The organism is Streptomyces sp. NPDC058295 (genome assembly GCF_042880655.1).
Classification (GTDB): Bacteria; Actinomycetota; Actinomycetes; order Streptomycetales; family Streptomycetaceae; genus Streptomyces; species Streptomyces coriariae.
This window is the reverse complement of record NZ_JBHVYO010000002.1, coordinates 58,622-75,264: the sequence shown is the minus strand read 5'-3', so window position 1 is coordinate 75,264 and position 16,643 is coordinate 58,622. Positions and strand designations below refer to the sequence as shown.

Annotated in this window: 13 protein-coding genes and 1 riboswitch; of the genes, 12 read left to right on the top strand and 1 reads right to left on the bottom strand. The window is 70.5% G+C overall.

All coding sequences use genetic code 11. The features are described 5' to 3' along the window. The first annotated feature begins 54 nt into the window (after positions 1 to 54). The 8 genes from shc (at position 55) to ACFVYS_RS02660 (ending at position 9,148) form a co-directional block, all read left to right on the top strand. Positions 55 to 2,076, top strand: a complete 2,022-nt coding sequence (gene shc / locus ACFVYS_RS02695) for a squalene--hopene cyclase (RefSeq protein WP_389498160.1) — start codon at positions 55 to 57, stop codon at positions 2,074 to 2,076. Next, positions 2,076 to 2,717: a 1-hydroxy-2-methyl-2-butenyl 4-diphosphate reductase gene (locus ACFVYS_RS02690; RefSeq protein WP_171400713.1), complete on the top strand. Its 642-nt coding sequence runs from the start codon at positions 2,076 to 2,078 to the stop codon at positions 2,715 to 2,717. Before shc ends, ACFVYS_RS02690 begins: the two co-directional genes overlap by 1 nt. A 5-nt stretch (positions 2,718 to 2,722) precedes the next feature. Further along, positions 2,723 to 3,745 (top strand): adenosyl-hopene transferase HpnH, encoded by a 1,023-nt coding sequence (gene hpnH, locus ACFVYS_RS02685; RefSeq protein ID WP_385552870.1) that lies wholly within the window; start codon positions 2,723 to 2,725, stop codon positions 3,743 to 3,745. A 4-nt stretch (positions 3,746 to 3,749) separates the two neighbouring features. Further along, a complete protein-coding gene (ispG, locus tag ACFVYS_RS02680) occupies positions 3,750 to 4,907 on the top strand; it encodes a flavodoxin-dependent (E)-4-hydroxy-3-methylbut-2-enyl-diphosphate synthase (protein WP_389498158.1) in 1,158 nt (385 codons plus the stop codon). 26 nt (positions 4,908 to 4,933) lie between these two features. After that, positions 4,934 to 6,856, top strand: a complete 1,923-nt coding sequence (dxs, locus tag ACFVYS_RS02675; protein WP_389498157.1) for a 1-deoxy-D-xylulose-5-phosphate synthase — start codon at positions 4,934 to 4,936, stop codon at positions 6,854 to 6,856. Beyond that, positions 6,853 to 8,235, top strand: coding sequence for an aspartate aminotransferase family protein (locus ACFVYS_RS02670; RefSeq protein WP_389498156.1), 1,383 nt, complete (start codon positions 6,853 to 6,855; stop codon positions 8,233 to 8,235). The genes dxs and ACFVYS_RS02670 overlap by 4 nt, the downstream gene beginning before the upstream one ends. Before the next feature lie 161 nt (positions 8,236 to 8,396). Beyond that, a complete protein-coding gene (locus tag ACFVYS_RS02665) occupies positions 8,397 to 9,029 on the top strand; it encodes a helix-turn-helix domain-containing protein (protein WP_389498154.1) in 633 nt (210 codons plus the stop codon). Further along, positions 9,026 to 9,148, top strand: a complete 123-nt coding sequence (locus ACFVYS_RS02660; RefSeq protein ID WP_355702403.1) for a DUF6126 family protein — start codon at positions 9,026 to 9,028, stop codon at positions 9,146 to 9,148. Before ACFVYS_RS02665 ends, ACFVYS_RS02660 begins: the two co-directional genes overlap by 4 nt. Positions 9,149 to 9,167: 19 nt before the next feature. Here the strand turns inward: ACFVYS_RS02660 and ACFVYS_RS02655 are convergent, their stop codons facing one another. Beyond that, the gene (locus ACFVYS_RS02655; RefSeq protein WP_389498151.1) at positions 9,168 to 9,965 is read right to left on the bottom strand and encodes a tyrosine-protein phosphatase; all 798 of its coding nucleotides are present in this window, start codon (positions 9,963 to 9,965) and stop codon (positions 9,168 to 9,170) included. A 223-nt stretch (positions 9,966 to 10,188) separates the two neighbouring features. On the opposite strand from ACFVYS_RS02655, the gene ACFVYS_RS02650 reads away from it, so the two are divergent. The 4 genes from ACFVYS_RS02650 (at position 10,189) to ACFVYS_RS02635 (ending at position 16,546) form a co-directional block, all read left to right on the top strand. Continuing rightward, positions 10,189 to 12,264, top strand: a complete 2,076-nt coding sequence (locus ACFVYS_RS02650; protein WP_389498149.1) for an alpha-galactosidase — start codon at positions 10,189 to 10,191, stop codon at positions 12,262 to 12,264. A 269-nt stretch (positions 12,265 to 12,533) separates the two neighbouring features. Further along, positions 12,534 to 12,728, top strand: a riboswitch (cyclic di-AMP (ydaO/yuaA leader). Positions 12,729 to 12,732: 4 nt separating this feature from the next. Then, positions 12,733 to 13,686: a peptidoglycan DD-metalloendopeptidase family protein gene (locus ACFVYS_RS02645; protein ID WP_389498147.1), complete on the top strand. Its 954-nt coding sequence runs from the start codon at positions 12,733 to 12,735 to the stop codon at positions 13,684 to 13,686. A 242-nt stretch (positions 13,687 to 13,928) separates the two neighbouring features. Then, positions 13,929 to 15,824, top strand: coding sequence for a hypothetical protein (locus tag ACFVYS_RS02640; RefSeq protein WP_389498145.1), 1,896 nt, complete (start codon positions 13,929 to 13,931; stop codon positions 15,822 to 15,824). 14 nt (positions 15,825 to 15,838) lie between these two features. Then, the gene (locus ACFVYS_RS02635) at positions 15,839 to 16,546 is read left to right on the top strand and encodes a DUF6250 domain-containing protein (protein WP_389498143.1); all 708 of its coding nucleotides are present in this window, start codon (positions 15,839 to 15,841) and stop codon (positions 16,544 to 16,546) included. The last annotated feature ends 97 nt before the right edge of the window (positions 16,547 to 16,643 follow it).

Sequence of the window (16,643 nt, the reverse complement as noted above, 5' to 3'; positions counted from 1 at the left end):
GACGGCGGACCCACAGCAGACGCAAAGCCATGCACACTGCACGAAGGGGAAGCCATGACAGCGACGACCGACGGAAGCACCGGGGCTCTGCCGCCCCGCGCTGCCTCGGCCAGCGAAACCGACATCACCATCCCCGTGACGGCCGGGGTACAAGAAGCCGCCACCCGCGCGATGCAACGCGCCACCGACTTCCTGCTCGCCGGGCAGGACGCCGAGGGCTGGTGGAAGGGCGACCTCGAGACGAACGTCACGATGGATGCCGAGGACCTGCTGCTCCGTCAGTTCCTGGGCATCCGTGACGAGGCCACGACCCGGGCCGCCGCGCTCTTCGTCCGGGGTGAGCAGCGCGAGGACGGTACGTGGGCCACCTTCTACGGCGGTCCGTCCGACCTCTCCGCCACCGTCGAGGCGTACGTCGCCCTGCGGCTGGCGGGCGACGCTCCCGAGGCGCCCCACATGCGCCGGGCCTCCGGGTGGATCCGCGAGCAGGGGGGCATCGCCTCCGCCCGGGTCTTCACCCGGATCTGGCTGGCCCTGTTCGGCTGGTGGAAGTGGGAGGACCTGCCCGAACTCCCGCCGGAGCTCCTGTTCTTCCCCAAGTGGTTCCCGCTGAGCATCTACAACTTCGGCTGCTGGGCGCGGCAGACGATCGTGCCGCTCACCGTGGTGTCGGCGAAGCGCCCGGTGCGTCCGGCGCCCTTCCCGCTCGACGAGCTGCACGCCGACCCCGCGGATCCCAACCCGGCCAAGCCCCTCGCCCCGGTGAACAGTTGGGACGGGCTCTTCCAGCGGCTCGACAAGGTGGTGCGCGGCTACCGGTCGGTCGCGGTGCGCAGGCTGCGCGGGGCGGCCCTGAACGCCGCCGCCCGCTGGATCATCGAACGGCAGGAGAACGACGGCGCCTGGGGCGGCATCCAGCCGCCGGCCGTGTACTCGGTGATCGCCCTGCACCTGCTCGGCTACGACCTCCGCCACCCGGTGATGCGGGCGGGCCTGGAGTCGCTGGACCGGTACGCCGTGTGGCGCGAGGACGGCGCGCGGATGATCGAGGCCTGCCAGTCGCCGGTGTGGGACACCTGCCTGGCGACCATCGCGCTCGCCGACGCGGGGCTGCCCGCCGACCATCCCCAACTGGTCAAGGCCGCCGACTGGATGCTCGGCGAACAGGTCGTCCGGCCGGGTGACTGGTCCGTGAGCAGGCCCCAACTGCCGCCGGGCGGCTGGGCGTTCGAGTTCCACAACGACAACTACCCCGACATCGACGACACCGCCGAGGTCGTCCTCGCGCTGCGCCGGGTCAAGCACCACGACCCGGAGCGGATGGACCGGGCCATCGCGCGCGGGGTGCGCTGGAACCTCGGGATGCAGTCGAAGAACGGGGGCTGGGGCGCCTTCGACGTCGACAACACCAGCCCGTTCCCCAACCGGATGCCCTTCTGCGACTTCGGCGAGGTCATCGACCCGCCGTCCGCCGACGTCACCGCGCACGTCGTCGAGATGCTGGCGGTCGAGGGGCTCTCGCACGACCCGCGCACCCGGCGCGGCATCGAGTGGCTGCTGGCCGAACAGGAGCCGGACGGCTCGTGGTTCGGACGCTGGGGCGTCAACTACGTCTACGGCACGGGGTCGGTGGTGCCGGCCCTCACCGCGGCGGGCCTGCCCGCGCAGCACCCGGCGATCCGACGGGCGGTCGCCTGGCTGGAGCGGGTGCAGAACGACGACGGCGGCTGGGGCGAGGACCTGCGCTCCTACCAGGACGCCACCCGCTGGAGCGCACGGGGCGCCTCGACGGCCTCCCAGACGGCCTGGGCGCTGATGGCGCTGCTGGCGGCGGGGGAGAGGGACTCCAAGGCCGTCGAGCGGGGCGTCGCCTGGCTGGCGCAGACCCAGCGCGAGGACGGCTCCTGGGACGAGCCCTACTTCACCGGCACCGGCTTCCCCTGGGACTTCTCGATCAACTACCACCTCTACCGGCAGGTCTTCCCGCTGACCGCGCTCGGCCGGTACGTCCACGGAGAGCCGTTCAGCAAGCAGCCCGCCACCCACGCGGTTTCCACCGAGGCCAAGGGGGGCTGATGAGCACGCAGTCCGTCCCGTCGCCGCTGCTGATCGCCTGCGCCCTCGGCATCGAGCACCTCGCCCTGCGCATGGGCGACCGCGGCGGAGCCGACGGGCCGGTCACCGTCCTGCGGACGGGCATGGGGCCGAAGGCGGCGGAGCGCTCCGTCACCCGCGTCCTGGCCGATCCGGTGTTCGCCGGGGCGGCCGTGCTGGCCACGGGTTTCTGCGCCGGCCTCGCCCCCGGTATGCACCCCGGCGACCTGGTGGTCGCCGAGGAGACTCGCGATCCGCGTGGCAGTGTTCCCTGCGTCGGCACCGAGCTGCTCGTCAAGGAACTCGCCCGCACCCTGCCCGGGCGCACCGTCCACACCGGCCCCCTCACCGGCTCCGACCACGTCGTTCGCGGTCACGAGCGGGCCGATCTGCTGGCCACCGGCGCAATCGCCCTCGACATGGAGTCGGCGGCCACGCTTCTGAGCGCCGTGCGTGCCGAGCCGCGCCCGGTTGCGGCCGTCCGGGTGGTCGTGGACGCTCCTGAACATGAACTCGTCCGGATCGGCACGGTACGCGGGGGAATATCTGCCTTCCGCGTCCTTCGCTCGGTCCTGCCTGCTTTTTTCGAATGGCACCGTAATGTTCTGCTCCCCCGGAGGTGAGCCGCATGGCCATGCCACTGCGCCAGTCCATCAAGGTCGCTACATACCTGGTCGAACAGAAGCTCCGCAAGCGGGAGAAGTTTCCGCTCATCGTCGAGCTGGAACCCCTCTTCGCCTGCAACCTCAAGTGCGAGGGCTGCGGCAAGATCCAGCATCCGGCGGGCGTGCTCAAGCAGCGCATGCCGGTCGCCCAGGCCGTGGGCGCGGTGCTGGAGTCCGGTGCGCCGATGGTGTCCATCGCGGGCGGTGAGCCCCTGATGCACCCTCAGATCGACGAGATCGTCCGGCAGTTGGTAGCCAAGAGGAAGTACGTCTTCCTCTGCACCAACGCCATGCTGCTGCGCAAGAAGCTGGACAAGTTCACGCCCTCTCCCTACTTCGCCTTCGCCGTGCACATCGACGGGCTGCGGGAGCGGCACGACGAGTCGGTGGCCAAGGAGGGTGTGTTCGACGAGGCCGTGGCGGCCATCAAGGAGGCCAAGCGGCACGGCTTCCGGGTGACCACCAACTCGACCTTCTTCAACACCGACACCCCGCAGACCATCATCGAGGTGCTCAACTACCTCAACGACGACCTCAAGGTCGACGAGATGATGATCTCGCCCGCCTACGCCTACGAGAAGGCTCCCGACCAGGAGCACTTCCTCGGCGTGGAGCAGACCCGCGAGCTGTTCAAGAAGGCCTTCTCGGGCGGCAACCGGCGCCGCTGGCGGCTCAACCACTCACCTCTGTTCCTCGACTTCCTCGAGGGCAAGGCCGACTTCCCGTGCACGGCCTGGGCGATCCCCAACTACTCGCTCTTCGGCTGGCAGCGACCCTGCTACCTGATGAGCGACGGGTACGTGCCGACGTACCGCGAGCTGATCGAGGAGACGGACTGGGACAAGTACGGCCGGGGCAAGGACCCGCGCTGCGCCAACTGCATGGCGCACTGCGGCTACGAGCCCACCGCCGTCCTGGCCACCATGGGCTCGCTGAAGGAGTCCCTGCGCGCCATGCGTGAGACCGTCAACGGAAACCGGGAGTGACGGGATGACCGCCGTATCCCTGGGCGTCCCCGGGATGCCGGTCCGGCCGGTGGCGTCGCGACGTGAGTCGCGGCGGATCCAGGTCGGTCCGGTGGCGGTCGGGGGCGGGGCCCCGGTGTCGGTGCAGTCGATGACGACGACGCGCACGTCCGACATCGGCGCCACCCTGCAGCAGATCGCGGAACTCACCGCGTCCGGCTGTCAGATCGTCCGCGTCGCCTGCCCCACGCAGGACGACGCGGACGCCCTCGCGACCATCGCGCGCAAGTCGCAGATCCCGGTGATCGCGGACATCCACTTCCAGCCGAAGTACGTGTTCGCCGCGATCGAGGCGGGCTGCGCCGCGGTCCGGGTGAATCCCGGCAACATCAAGCAGTTCGACGACAAGGTCAGGGAGATCGCGCGCGCCGCGGCGGACCACGGCACCCCGATCCGGATCGGGGTGAACGCCGGCTCGCTGGACCGCCGTCTGCTCCAGAAGTACGGCAGGGCGACTCCCGAGGCCCTCGTCGAGTCCGCCCTCTGGGAGGCGTCGCTCTTCGAGGAGCACGGCTTCGGGGACATCAAGATCTCGGTCAAGCACAACGACCCGGTGGTCATGATCGAGGCGTACCGGCAGCTCGCCGCGCAGAGCGACTACCCGCTGCACCTCGGGGTGACCGAGGCGGGTCCGGCGTTCCAGGGCACGATCAAGTCGGCGGTGGCGTTCGGCGCGCTGCTCTCCCAGGGCATCGGCGACACGATCCGGGTGTCGCTGAGCGCCCCGCCGGTCGAGGAGGTGAAGGTCGGCATCCAGATCCTGGAGTCCCTGAACCTCAAGCAGCGCGGCCTGGAGATCGTCTCCTGTCCGTCCTGCGGGCGGGCCCAGGTCGACGTCTACACGCTGGCCGACGAGGTCACGGCGGGCCTCACGGGCATGGAGGTCCCGCTGCGGGTCGCCGTCATGGGGTGCGTCGTGAACGGCCCCGGCGAGGCGCGGGAGGCGGATCTGGGGGTCGCCTCCGGCAACGGCAAGGGTCAGATCTTCGTGAAGGGCGAGGTCGTCAAGACCGTCCCCGAGTCGAAGATCGTGGAGACCCTCATCGAGGAGGCGATGAAGATCGCCGAGCAGATGGAACAGGACGGCGTCGCGGCGGGGGAGCCGGCCGTCACCGTGAGTTGAACAGCACGGACCGAAGGGGGCCCGACGTGACGATCCTGGAGAACATCCGGCAACCACGCGACCTGAAGGCGCTGTCCGAGGCGGAACTCGGTGAACTGTCCGAAGAGATCAGGGAGTTCCTGGTGCACGCGGTCGCCAGGACCGGCGGACACCTGGGACCCAACCTGGGTGTGGTCGAACTGACCGTCGCGCTCCACCGGGTCTTCGAGTCGCCGGTCGACCGCATCCTGTGGGACACCGGACACCAGAGCTATGTGCACAAGCTTCTGACCGGGCGTCAGGACTTCTCCAAACTGCGCGGCAAGGGCGGCCTGTCCGGCTACCCCTCCCGTGAGGAGTCCGAGCATGACGTCATCGAGAACAGCCACGCCTCCACCGCCCTCGGCTGGGCCGACGGCCTCGCCAAGGCCCGCCAGGTCCAGGGCGAGAAGGGCCATGTGGTCGCGGTCATCGGCGACGGCGCGCTCACCGGCGGCATGGCCTGGGAGGCGCTGAACAACATCGCAGCCGCCAAGGACCGGCCGCTGATCATCGTCGTCAACGACAACGAGCGCTCGTACGCGCCGACCATCGGCGGACTCGCCAACCACCTGGCGACCCTGCGCACGACCGACGGCTACGAGAAGGTGCTGGCCTGGGGGAAGGACGTCCTGCTGCGCACCCCGGTCGTCGGCCCCACGGTCTACGAGTCGCTGCACGGCGCGAAGAAGGGCTTCAAGGACGCGTTCGCGCCGCAGGGCATGTTCGAGGACCTCGGCCTGAAGTACGTCGGCCCCATCGACGGGCACGACATCAAGGCCGTCGAGTCCGCGCTGCGGCGGGCCAGGCGCTTCCACGGGCCGGTGCTGGTGCACTGTCTGACCGAGAAGGGCCGCGGGTACGAGCCCGCCCTCGCGCACGAGGAGGACCACTTCCACACCGTGGGCGCGATGGACCCCCTCACCTGTGTGCCGCTCGCGCCCGCGGGCGGCCCGTCCTGGACGTCCGTCTTCGGCGAGGAGATCGTGCGGATCGGCGAGGAACGCGACGACGTGGTGGCGATCACCGCGGCGATGCTCCATCCGGTGGGGCTCGGCGGGTTCGCCGAGCGCTTCCCGGACCGCGTGTGGGACGTCGGCATAGCCGAACAGCACGCGACCGTGAGCGCGGCCGGGCTGGCGACCGGCGGTCTGCACCCCGTCGTCGCCGTCTACGCCACCTTCCTCAACCGGGCCTTCGACCAGCTGCTGATGGATGTGGCCCTGCACCGCTGCGGGGTCACGTTCGTGCTGGACCGGGCCGGCGTCACCGGCGTGGACGGGGCCTCCCACAACGGCATGTGGGACATGTCCGTGCTCCAGGTCGTCCCCGGGCTGCGCATCGCGGCCCCCCGCGACGCCGAGCAGTTGCGCGCGCAGCTGCGGGAGGCGGTCGCGGTGGACGACGCGCCGACCCTGGTCCGCTTCCCGAAGGAGTCGGTCGGACCGGAGGTGCCGGCCGTCGGCCGGGTGGGCGGCATGGACGTGCTGCGCCGCGGCGACCGCGCGGAGGTGCTGCTGGTGGCCGTCGGCGTGATGGCGCCGGTGTGTCTGCAGGCCGCCGAGCTGCTGGAGGCCAGAGGCGTCGGCTGCACGGTCGTCGATCCCCGTTGGGTGAAGCCCGTCGACCCGGCCCTGCCCGGCCTCGCCGCCGAGCATCGGCTGGTGGCCGTCGTCGAGGACAACAGCCGTGCGGCCGGCGTCGGTTCGGCGGTGGCGCTGGCCCTGGGCGACGCCGATGTCGACGTGCCCGTACGGCGGTTCGGCATCCCGGAGCAGTTCCTCGCGCACGCCAAGCGCGGCGAGGTGCTCGCCGACATCGGCCTCACCCCCGTCGAGGTGGCCGGCCGGATCAGCGCGAGCCTGGCCGCCAGGGACGTCCGGTCCCTCGACACCGCGGTGACCGGACCAGTCAAGGAGAAAGCTGAATGACCACGGAGTTCGACCTCGGCGCCCTCCTGGCCGAGCGCGGAGCCGAGCGCTACGAGCTGCACGGCAGGTATCTCAACCACCAACTGCCGCGCATGCTGCGCACCATCGGCTTCGACAAGGTCTACGAGCGCGCTGAGGGCGCGTACTTCTGGGACGCGGACGGCAACGACTACCTGGACATGCTCGCCGGGTTCGGCGTGATGGGGCTGGGCCGCCACCACCCCGTCGTCCGCCAGGCGCTGCACGACGTCCTCGACGCCCAGCTGGCCGATCTGACCCGCTTCGACTGCCAGCCGCTGCCCGGGCTGCTGGCCGAGAAGCTGCTCGCCCACAGCCCGCATCTGGACCGGGTGTTCTTCGGCAACAGCGGCACCGAGGCGGTGGAGACGGCGCTGAAGTTCGCCCGGTACGCCACCGGCAGGCCGAGGGTCCTGTACTGCGACCACGCCTTCCACGGGCTCACCACGGGCTCGCTGTCGGTGAACGGCGAGTCCGGGTTCCGGGACGGGTTCGCGCCCCTGCTGGCCGACACGGCGGTCCCGCTCGGCGATCTCGACGCACTGGCCGGTGAGCTGGGGAAGGGAGACGTCGCCGCCCTCATCGTCGAGCCGATCCAGGGCAAGGGCGTGCACGAGGCACCGCCCGGCTATCTGCGTGCCGCGCAGGAGCTGCTGCACCGGCACAAGGCGCTGCTGATCGCGGACGAGGTGCAGACGGGTCTCGGCCGGACCGGCGACTTCTACGCCTACCAGCACGAGGACGGCGTCGAGCCGGACCTGGTGTGCGTGGCCAAGGCGCTCTCCGGGGGCTATGTGCCGGTCGGTGCCACGCTCGGCAAGGACTGGATCTTCAAGAAGGTCTACTCGTCGATGGACCGGGTGCTCGTGCACTCGGCGAGCTTCGGGTCCAACGCGCAGGCCATGGCGGCCGGGCTCGCGGTGCTGTCCGTGCTGGAGAACGAGCAGATCGTGGCCCACGCGCGGGTCACCGGCGACCTGCTCAGGTCCCGGCTGGCGGCACTCGTCGACAAGTACGAGCTGCTGGCCGACGTCCGCGGCCGGGGTCTGATGATCGGCATCGAGTTCGGAAAGCCCAGGTCGCTGAAGCTGCGCAGCCGGTGGGCCATGCTCCAGGCGGCCCGCAAGGGACTCTTCGCGCAGATGGTGGTGGTACCGCTGCTGCAGCGGCACCGGATCCTCACCCAGGTCTCCGGCGACCATCTGGAGGTGATCAAGCTGATCCCGCCGTTGATCGTCGGCGAGCGGGAGGTGGACCGGTTCGTCGACGCCTTCACCGCCGTGATGGACGACGCGCACGGCGGCGGACTGATGTGGGACTTCGGCAGGACCCTGGTGAAGCAGGCGGTGGCCAACCGCTGAGCCGCCCGGGCGAGCCGCTGAGCCTCGCGGGAGCGCGGGCGCCCGGGAGGGCTGACTGAGCACTGACCGGCAGCTGACCGGGCACGGTCCGGGCCTGCGACCGCTTTTGCCTCTGAGGCAACAAATTTGCCGCAGAGGCAATTCCGGCGTGGAATGGAGCCATGAGCTCGCCCGAGTCCCAGGACCCCGCGGAACAGGCCGGGGCCCTTCCCGCCGTCGCCCCCCAGCTGCGCGCCCTGCGCCGCCGGGCCGCCCTCACCCTGGAGGCCGCGGCCCGCGCCGCCGGGCTGTCGCCCGCCCATCTCTCCCGCCTGGAGACCGGGCAGCGCCAGCCCTCGCTGCCGATGCTGCTCGCGCTCGCCCGTATCTACGGTACGACGGTCTCGGAACTGCTCGGCGAGACATCCGCCGACCGGGACGCCGTCGTCCGTGCCGCCGGCATGGAGCCGACCCGCGCGGGCGGCTGGACGTACTGGCAGGCGGGCGCCTCCGGGCGCGGGATGCAGGCCCTGCGTGTCCACGTGCCGTACGGCTCCCAGGGAGACGTCGTGCGCGTGCACCCCGGGGAGGAGTGGCTGCACGTCCTGCGCGGGCGGCTGCGGCTGCGCCTCGGGGACACCACCGAGCTGCTCGGGCCCGGTGACAGCGCGCACTTCGACTCGCTGACCCCGCACCGCATCGCGGCGCAGGACGCCGACGGGGTCGAGCTGCTCTTCGTCCACACCCTGTTGCAGAGCCCCACGGCCACGCTGTGCCTGGGCCCGACCCTTTCGGACATCGGAGAGACGCCATGAAGGACATCGAGGAGAAGTTCCCCCGCACCCTCTGGATCCGGCTGATCATCTACATCGCGGTGGGACACCTCTTCGCGGGATTCCTCTTCCTGCTGTTCGAGGTGGGCGCCAACCAGTAGGGCCGTTCGCGACGCCGGCTCAGTCGAGCAGTCGGCCCCGCAGCCGCTCACGGGTCTCGGGGGAGAGTCCGAGACCTTCCTCCAGATAGGCGTCGACGCCGCCCCAGGTCTCCTCGATGGTCTCCAGGGCCGCCGCGAGGTACTCCGCGCGCGCGTCGAAGAGAGGGCTGAGCAGCTCCATGACCTCGGGGGAGTAGGCAGCGGCGGAGGTGGCGCTGCGGCGCACCCGGTAGCGGCGGTGCTTGGCGTTGGACTCCAGGTAGTCGGCGAGGATGGCCTCGCGCTCCACGCCCAGGGCGAGCAGTGTCACCGCGATGGACAGGCCCGCGCGGTCCTTGCCCGCCGCGCAGTGCATCAGGGCCGGGACGCTGTCCTCGGCGAGCGAGTGCAGCACCCGCGCGTGCTCGGCCGTCCGCTCCTTGATGATCGAGCGGTAGGAGGCGATCATCCGGCCGGCGGCCTTGCCGTCGCCGAGGATCCCGCGCAGCTGGTCGATCTCGCCGTCGCGGACCATCTTCCAGAACTCGGAGCCGTCCGCCGGGTCCGACAGGGGCAGGTTCACATTGCGCACGCCCGGGAGCTCGACGTCCGGGCCCTCCAGCTTCTGGTCCGCGGCGTTGCGGAAGTCGAAGATCGTGTGCAGGCCCAGGCCGGAGAGGAACGCGGCGTCCTCGTCGGTCGCGTGCGCGAGATGGCCGCTGCGGAACAGCACGCCGTGCCGCACCCGCCGGCCGTCGACGGTCGGCAGACCGCCCACATCCCGGAAGTTGCGCACACCGGCCAGCTCGGGCTCGGTCGACGGGATCTGCTGCGTCACGGGGGCTCCCTCCCTGTCGGTCTCCGTCGGCGCGGCTCGTGGTGGCCGACGGGACGCTGCCCCGACGATACGACATGGGTTCCCCGGGCAACGGGTTGTCCACAGGCCGGTACTCCGGACGTCTGCCCAGGTGAAGAGTTGTCCACGGAAAGTTGCCCGGCAGGCCGACCGCATTCGATGATGTTGGTGCTTGATCGCACCTGTTCGAATTAGTGGGGGTTTGATGCCCGAGATCGCCGACAACGGCCGTACCTGGCTCCTTTCGGGGCCGACGAGCAGCTACGCCCTCCACCTCACCGAGGCCGACGAGCTGGTCCACCTGCACTGGGGCCCGGGCATCGCGCTCGCGGACGCCGAGGCGCTCGCCGCCCTCCCGCCGTCGGAGCGGGGGGCGTCCTTCGAGTCCCCGCTCGACGGCCGGGAGGAGTACCCGGTCGAGGGCGGCCCCCGCTTCGTCCGGCCCGCCCTGTCCGTGCGCACCGACGAGCGCCGCGGCACCGAGTGGTCCTACCGGGACTTCGAGGCCGACGACGACGGGCTGCGGCTGCGGTTCCGGGACGCCGGGCTGGCCGTCACCCTGCACTACCGGATGCGCGGCGATGTCGTCGAGCGCTGGACGACCCTGCGCAACGACGGTGAGGGGCCGCTGGAGCTGCTGCGCGCCGACTCCGCCACCTGGACCCTGCCCGAGCGCGACGACTGGCGGCTGTCGCAGCTGCACGGCCGCTGGGCCGCCGAGTCCCGGCTCACCCGGTCGCCCCTCACCTACGGCGAGCAGGTCATCGGCAGCCGGCGCGGCCACACCGGGCACCAGCACCTGCCCTGGGTCGCCCTGGACACCGACGCGACCGAGGAGCGCGGCGAGGTCTACGGCTGTGCCCTCGGCTGGTCGGGCACCTGGCGGATCGCCGTCGCCCAACTCCCGGACGCGCGCGTGCAGATCACCGGAGGCGTCGGGTACGACGACTCGGGGCTGCTGCGGCTGGCCCCGGGGGAGTCCTTCACCACACCCGTCTTCGCCGGCCTGTGGAGCGACGGCGGCTTCGGCGGGGCGAGTCGCACCTGGCACGCCTACCAGCGCGCGTACGTCGTCCCGGACGCCGAACGGGACCGGCCGGTGCTGTTCAACTCCTGGGAGGCCACCTACTTCGACATCTCCGAGGAGCAGCAGGGCACGCTCGCCCGGCGGGCCGCCGCGATGGGCGTGGAGCTCTTCGTCGTCGACGACGGCTGGTTCGGGGCACGTACCGGCGACCACGCCGGGCTCGGCGACTGGCAGCCCAACCGCGACCGCTTCCCGAACGGGCTGAAGCCCCTCGCCGACCAGGTGCACGACCTCGGCATGCAGTTCGGCATCTGGGTCGAGCCCGAGATGGTCAACCCGGACAGCGAGCTGTACCGGGCGCACCCCGACTGGGTGCAGTTCCAATCCGGACGAAAGCGGACGGAGTTCCGCAATCAGCTCGTGCTGAACCTCGCGCGCGAGGATGTCCAGGAGTACCTCTGGGAGCAGCTCCACGGGCTCCTGTCCAGCGCGCCCGTCGACTATGTGAAGTGGGACTTCAACCGCTGCTTCACCGACGCCGGCTGGCCGGACGACCCCTACCCGCAGCGCCTCTGGGTCGACCACGTACGGGCCCTGTACGCGCTCCTGGACCGGCTGCGGGCGGCCCACCCCGGGGTCGCCTTCGAGTCCTGCTCCGGCGGTGGCGGGCGCATCGACCTCGGGATCATGAGCCGTACCGACCAGGTGTGGACCTCCGACAACACCGATCCGCTCGACCGGCTCGACATCCAGCACGGCTTCAGTCAGATCCACCCCGCCCGGGTCATGGCGGCCTGGGTCACCGACAGCCCCAACACCCAGCTCAACGGCCGGGTCAGCTCGCTGCGCTTCCGCTTCGTCAGTGCCATGGCCGGCGTGCTCGGCGTCGGCGGGGACCTCTCCGAGTGGAGCGAGGAGGAGCTCGCCGAGGCGCGCCGATGGGTGGACCTCTACAAGGAGATCCGGCCGCTCGTGCAGCAGGGCGACCTCTACCGGCTGCGGCCCCCGGCGGGCGGCCTGAGCGCCGTGCAGTACGTGCGCGGTGACGAGAGTGTCGTCCTCGCCTGGCTCCAGGCGCAGCGGTTCGGCGAGCCCGTCCCGGCGCTGCGGCTGCGTGGACTCGACCCGACAGCGTCGTACGAATGCCGTGAAACGGGCGAAGTCCACCGGGGAGCGGTGCTGCTCCATCACGGGCTGCGCACCGGTCTGCGGGGCGACCTTGATGCGACGGTTATCCGGCTGCGTCGCATCTGAGGTTTCTGTCCGAATTGAAGCCTTAATTCCAACTCGCTCTGGAATAAAGGAACCTGGAGAGCTGTCACGTGAGCAGCGTCATATCCGTGACCGTGCGTCGCCCGTCATGTTCACGTAATTCGCATGCTTTTCCAGGGTGCTTGGCGGTAAACGGGCCCCCTGTCTCACGGAGTGTGACCGGGGATTCTCACAGCGGATCAAGAGAAAGGCGTTAGCGGCGCGACCTCTGCTTGTCCCTGTGCGTCCTGGTCGCTTACGTTCCACACCAATCCGGACGGACGCCGAATCCTGCCACCGCCCGGAGTCCGCACACTCACCCGTATCTGGCAGGAGCGGGGGACCCACAGGTACAACCGCCTGTTCCGGTCTCCGGAACAGGCTTTGGGGTAAAGCCGCGCCTCGGCGCGGCCGGGCATCTCCAGTCCGCACCCGACAGCTCACCTCGCAGGCGCCGGAGAGGAATTCGCCATGCCCGCGAAGGGTAAGCACCGCCGTCCGAAGACCCAGCGCTTCACTCGTTCCATAGCCGTCGCCGGAACGGGCGGCGCCGCGCTCGCCCTTCCGCTCATAGGTGCCGCCGGCGCTCACGCGGCCCCCGCGCAGTCCGTCGCACAGTCGGCTTTCCAGGCCGTTCCGGAAAAGGCCGTGCAGTCCGTGCCGGTGGCGCAGAAGGCGGCCACCGCCACGACGGCCAAGTCCTACACCGTGCGGTCCGGCGACTATCTGTCGAAGATCGCCGACGAGCAGAACGTCAGCGGCGGCTGGCAGAAGCTGTACCAGGACAACCGTCAGGCCGTCGGCAGCGACCCGTCGCTGATCCACCCCGGACTGAAGCTCTCGATCGGCAAGAAGGCGGCGAGCACCGGTTCGTCGTCCGGCTCGTCGTCCGGTTCCTCCTCGTCCGCCCCGTCGAAGTCGAAGGCGTCCGGAACCAAGTCGTCGTCCTCGTCGTCCGGTTCGTCCGCTTCGAAGGCGGTCACCCAGGCCGCCGAGAACGGCACCGGCACCTCCAGCGGTTACACGCTGCCGGTGGCGGGCGCCACCGTCGGCACCGCGTACCACACGGCCGGCAGCATGTGGTCCAGTGGCTACCACACCGGGACCGACTTCGTCGTCCCGACCGGCACCTCCCTCAAGGCCGTGGGCGCGGGCACCGTCGTCTCCGCGGGCTGGGGCGGCGCGTACGGCAACCAGGTCGTCATCAAGCTGGCCGACGGCTACTACGCCCAGTACGCCCACCTCTCCCAGCTCTCCGTCTCGGCCGGCCAGACCGTGACCGCGGGTCAGCAGGTCGGCCTCTCCGGTGCCACCGGCAACGTGACCGGCCCGCACCTGCACTTCGAGATCCGTACCACGCCGGACTACGGCTCCGACGTGGATCCGATCGCCTACCTCCGCTCGCACGGCGTCTCCGTCGGCTGACCCCCTCCGACTCCGACGACCTCTCGCCTGACACGCGGCCGAAGGCCGGACCCCGATCCCCGGGTCCGGCCTTCGGCATGTCCGGGGAGGGGAGGAGGGGCGGCGTCGGAGTTTGCGCGTTCATGATCGTTCTATTGCGTTCTCATGGCAGCCCTCGGTGCCCCATCGACAGGCGGGAGAGAGTGGGGACACAGTGATCTCCGTCAGCGAGCAAGCGCTTTCTCACGCTCTTCGGAGGTCCTGTGTCCGGCGTCGACCGACGCATCGTCATCAAGGGCGCCGCGGCCGCGGCCGCCGTCACCGCCGTCACCCTGCTGGCCGGACTCGTCTCCGCGCCCGCCGGGCACGCCACCGGGATCCCGCGCCGGATCGTCGAGAACCTCGACCGCGGCCTGGCCGCCACCCCGTCCGGCGAAGGGACCTTCCTCAGCTGGCGGCTGCTCGGCACCGAGTACGCGCGGTACGCGAACGCCATCGCCTTCAACGTCTACAAGAACGGACGCCGGCTCAACCGGGAGCCGCTGCGCAAGTCGACGACCTATCAGGACGACAGCCCGGGGACGGGCACGTACACCGTCCGCGCCGTCGTCGACGGGCGGGTGCAGAAGCCGAGTCCGGCGGCCCTGCGCTTCACCGACGGCTACGCCGAGATCCCGCTGGCCGGTGCCGACGGCTACACCGTGCAGCACGCCTGGCCGGGTGACCTCGACGGCGACGGACGCTACGAGCTCGTCGTCAGCCGGTTGTCCGGGACCCGTGACAGGCCCGACCTGCTGGAGGCCTACACGCTCACCGGTGAGCGCCTGTGGCGGGTCGACCTAGGCCCCGGCTCCTACACCCAGGTCGGCGGGAACGGCGCCAACGACCCGGCGCCCGCCGCGATCAGCGGTTCCACGGCGATCGGCGGCTACCGCAACGACGACAACGTCACCGTCTACGACCTCGACGCCGACGGCCGCGCCGAGGTGCTGGCGCACACCGCCGCCGGGACCACCTTCGCCGACGGCTCGCAGGTCACCGCCGCCTCGCCCGCGAACCAGTTCGTGTCGGTGATCGACGGAGCGACCGGCACCGAGCGGACCCGGCAGCCCGTCCCCGACGACTTCGTGGCCGACGGTCCCTCCGGCGGCCACTTCGGTATCGCCTACCTCGACGGCGAACACCCCAGCCTGGTCACCAAGTCGGTCACCCGCGTCGGAGCCAAGCGCGGCGCGTTCCGGGTCCTGTTCCAGACCTGGGACTTCAACGGCACGGAACTCACCCGCCGTTGGAAGTACGTGGTGGACCCGACGACCGGCGCGAGCAGCTTCCACCAGATCCGCACCGTCGACGTCGACGGGGACGGCAGGGACGAGATCGCCGACGGCAACTACGTCGTGAACAGCGACGGCACGCTGCGCTACGTCGTCGACGGCGCCATCCACGGCGACCGCTTCGACATCGCCGACCTCGACCCCGACCGGCCCGGCCTGGAGGGCTTCGCCATCCAGCAGTCCGAACTGGGCATCGTCTCCGCCTTCCCCTGGTACTACTACGACGCCGCCACCGGCGAGCGGCTGGTCACCGGCTCGCACCCGGCGAGCCCGGTGAGCGACGCGGACCTCGACACCGGCCGCGGGAACGCCGCGGACATCGACCCCGGCCACCGCGGCTACGAGTACTGGACGTCCACCGCCGACGTGACCCGGCCCGGCGCGGGCGTCTTCAACGTCCAGGACGGCAAGGTCTCCACCACCACCCCCAGCGTCAACTTCCGTATCTGGTGGGACGGTGACAAGGCGTCGGAACTGCTCGACTTCACCCGCGTCGAGAAGTGGGACCCGGCGACCGAGAGCAGCACGACGCTCTTCGATCCGGCCGGCGTCGTCTCCGGCGCCCGCAACGCCACCCCGTTCTACGGCGACCTCGTCGGGGACTGGCGCGAGGAGATCCTCGCCGAGACCGCCGACCACACCGCCCTGCGCCTCTACACCAGCACCGTGCCGACCGACACCCGCGTGTACACGCTCGCCCAGAACCCCGCGTACCGCCTCGGCTGGACCGTCCGCGGTTACCTCCAGTCCACGTACACCGACTACTACCTCGGCACCGAGACCCGCCGTGTCCCCGAGCCGCACCTCACCACCCCCGCCCGCTGAAGGAGCCGACCATCATGACGACCACCCGCAGGGCGTTCGGAGCCCTCGCCGCAGGCACCGCGCTGGCCGCCCTCGCCCCGGCGGCCGCCGCGAGCCCCCGGTCCCGCCACCGCCGCCTGATCGCCCACGACGACTTCCGGCACGGCCTGCGCCAGTGGGCCGTCGAACTGGAGAAGGGCGGGACGGTCACCGCCTCCCGCGGGACCCTGGAGGTCGACGTGCCCGCCGGCGCGACGATCTGGTTCAAGCGGCCGCTCGAAGGGCCGTACGTCCTCGAGTACGTCGCCACGCCGGTCTCCGCGGGCGGGGTCAACGACCGCGTCTCCGACCTCAACAACTTCTGGAACGCCCTCGACGTCCGCTCCCCGGAGGATCTCTTCGCCACCCCGCGCGGCGGCGCCCTCGCCGAGTACGACTACCTCAAGACGTACTACGTCGGTTACGGCGCCAACACCAACACCACGACCCGGCTGCGCCGCTACGTCGGCGAGGCGAGTGTACGTCCGCTGATCTACGACTACACCGAGCCGCTGCTCGTCGCGAACGAGCCGAACCACGTCCGCATCGTCTCCGACGGTTCGGTCGTCCGCTGGTGGAACAACGGCCGGCTCGTCTTCGACCTCACCGACCCGGAGCCCTACACGGGCGGGCACTTCGCCTTCCGCACCACCTGGAGCCATTTCCGCATCAACGACTTCCGGGCCTGGTCCCTTATTCCCTGATTGGCAAACTCTTTAAGGGTGTCTTATCTCACCGCCCGTCAACCCCTTCCTACGATCGCGTAGGTCACATTCGAAGGTGAATGATGAACTGCTGTGG

What these genes read in the sequence shown, in the direction of transcription:
- shc (WP_389498160.1), top strand. Translation starts at nt 55, where the DNA reads ATGACAGCGACGACCGACGGAAGCACCGGGGCTCTGCCGCCCCGCGCT.
- ACFVYS_RS02690 (WP_171400713.1), top strand. Translation starts at nt 2,076, where the DNA reads ATGAGCACGCAGTCCGTCCCGTCGCCGCTGCTGATCGCCTGCGCCCTC.
- hpnH (WP_385552870.1), top strand. Translation starts at nt 2,723, where the DNA reads ATGGCCATGCCACTGCGCCAGTCCATCAAGGTCGCTACATACCTGGTC.
- ispG (WP_389498158.1), top strand. Translation starts at nt 3,750, where the DNA reads ATGACCGCCGTATCCCTGGGCGTCCCCGGGATGCCGGTCCGGCCGGTG.
- ACFVYS_RS02670 (WP_389498156.1), top strand. Translation starts at nt 6,853, where the DNA reads ATGACCACGGAGTTCGACCTCGGCGCCCTCCTGGCCGAGCGCGGAGCC.
- ACFVYS_RS02665 (WP_389498154.1), top strand. Translation starts at nt 8,397, where the DNA reads ATGAGCTCGCCCGAGTCCCAGGACCCCGCGGAACAGGCCGGGGCCCTT.
- ACFVYS_RS02660 (WP_355702403.1), top strand. Translation starts at nt 9,026, where the DNA reads ATGAAGGACATCGAGGAGAAGTTCCCCCGCACCCTCTGGATCCGGCTG.
- ACFVYS_RS02650 (WP_389498149.1), top strand. Translation starts at nt 10,189, where the DNA reads ATGCCCGAGATCGCCGACAACGGCCGTACCTGGCTCCTTTCGGGGCCG.
- ACFVYS_RS02645 (WP_389498147.1), top strand. Translation starts at nt 12,733, where the DNA reads ATGCCCGCGAAGGGTAAGCACCGCCGTCCGAAGACCCAGCGCTTCACT.
- ACFVYS_RS02635 (WP_389498143.1), top strand. Translation starts at nt 15,839, where the DNA reads ATGACGACCACCCGCAGGGCGTTCGGAGCCCTCGCCGCAGGCACCGCG.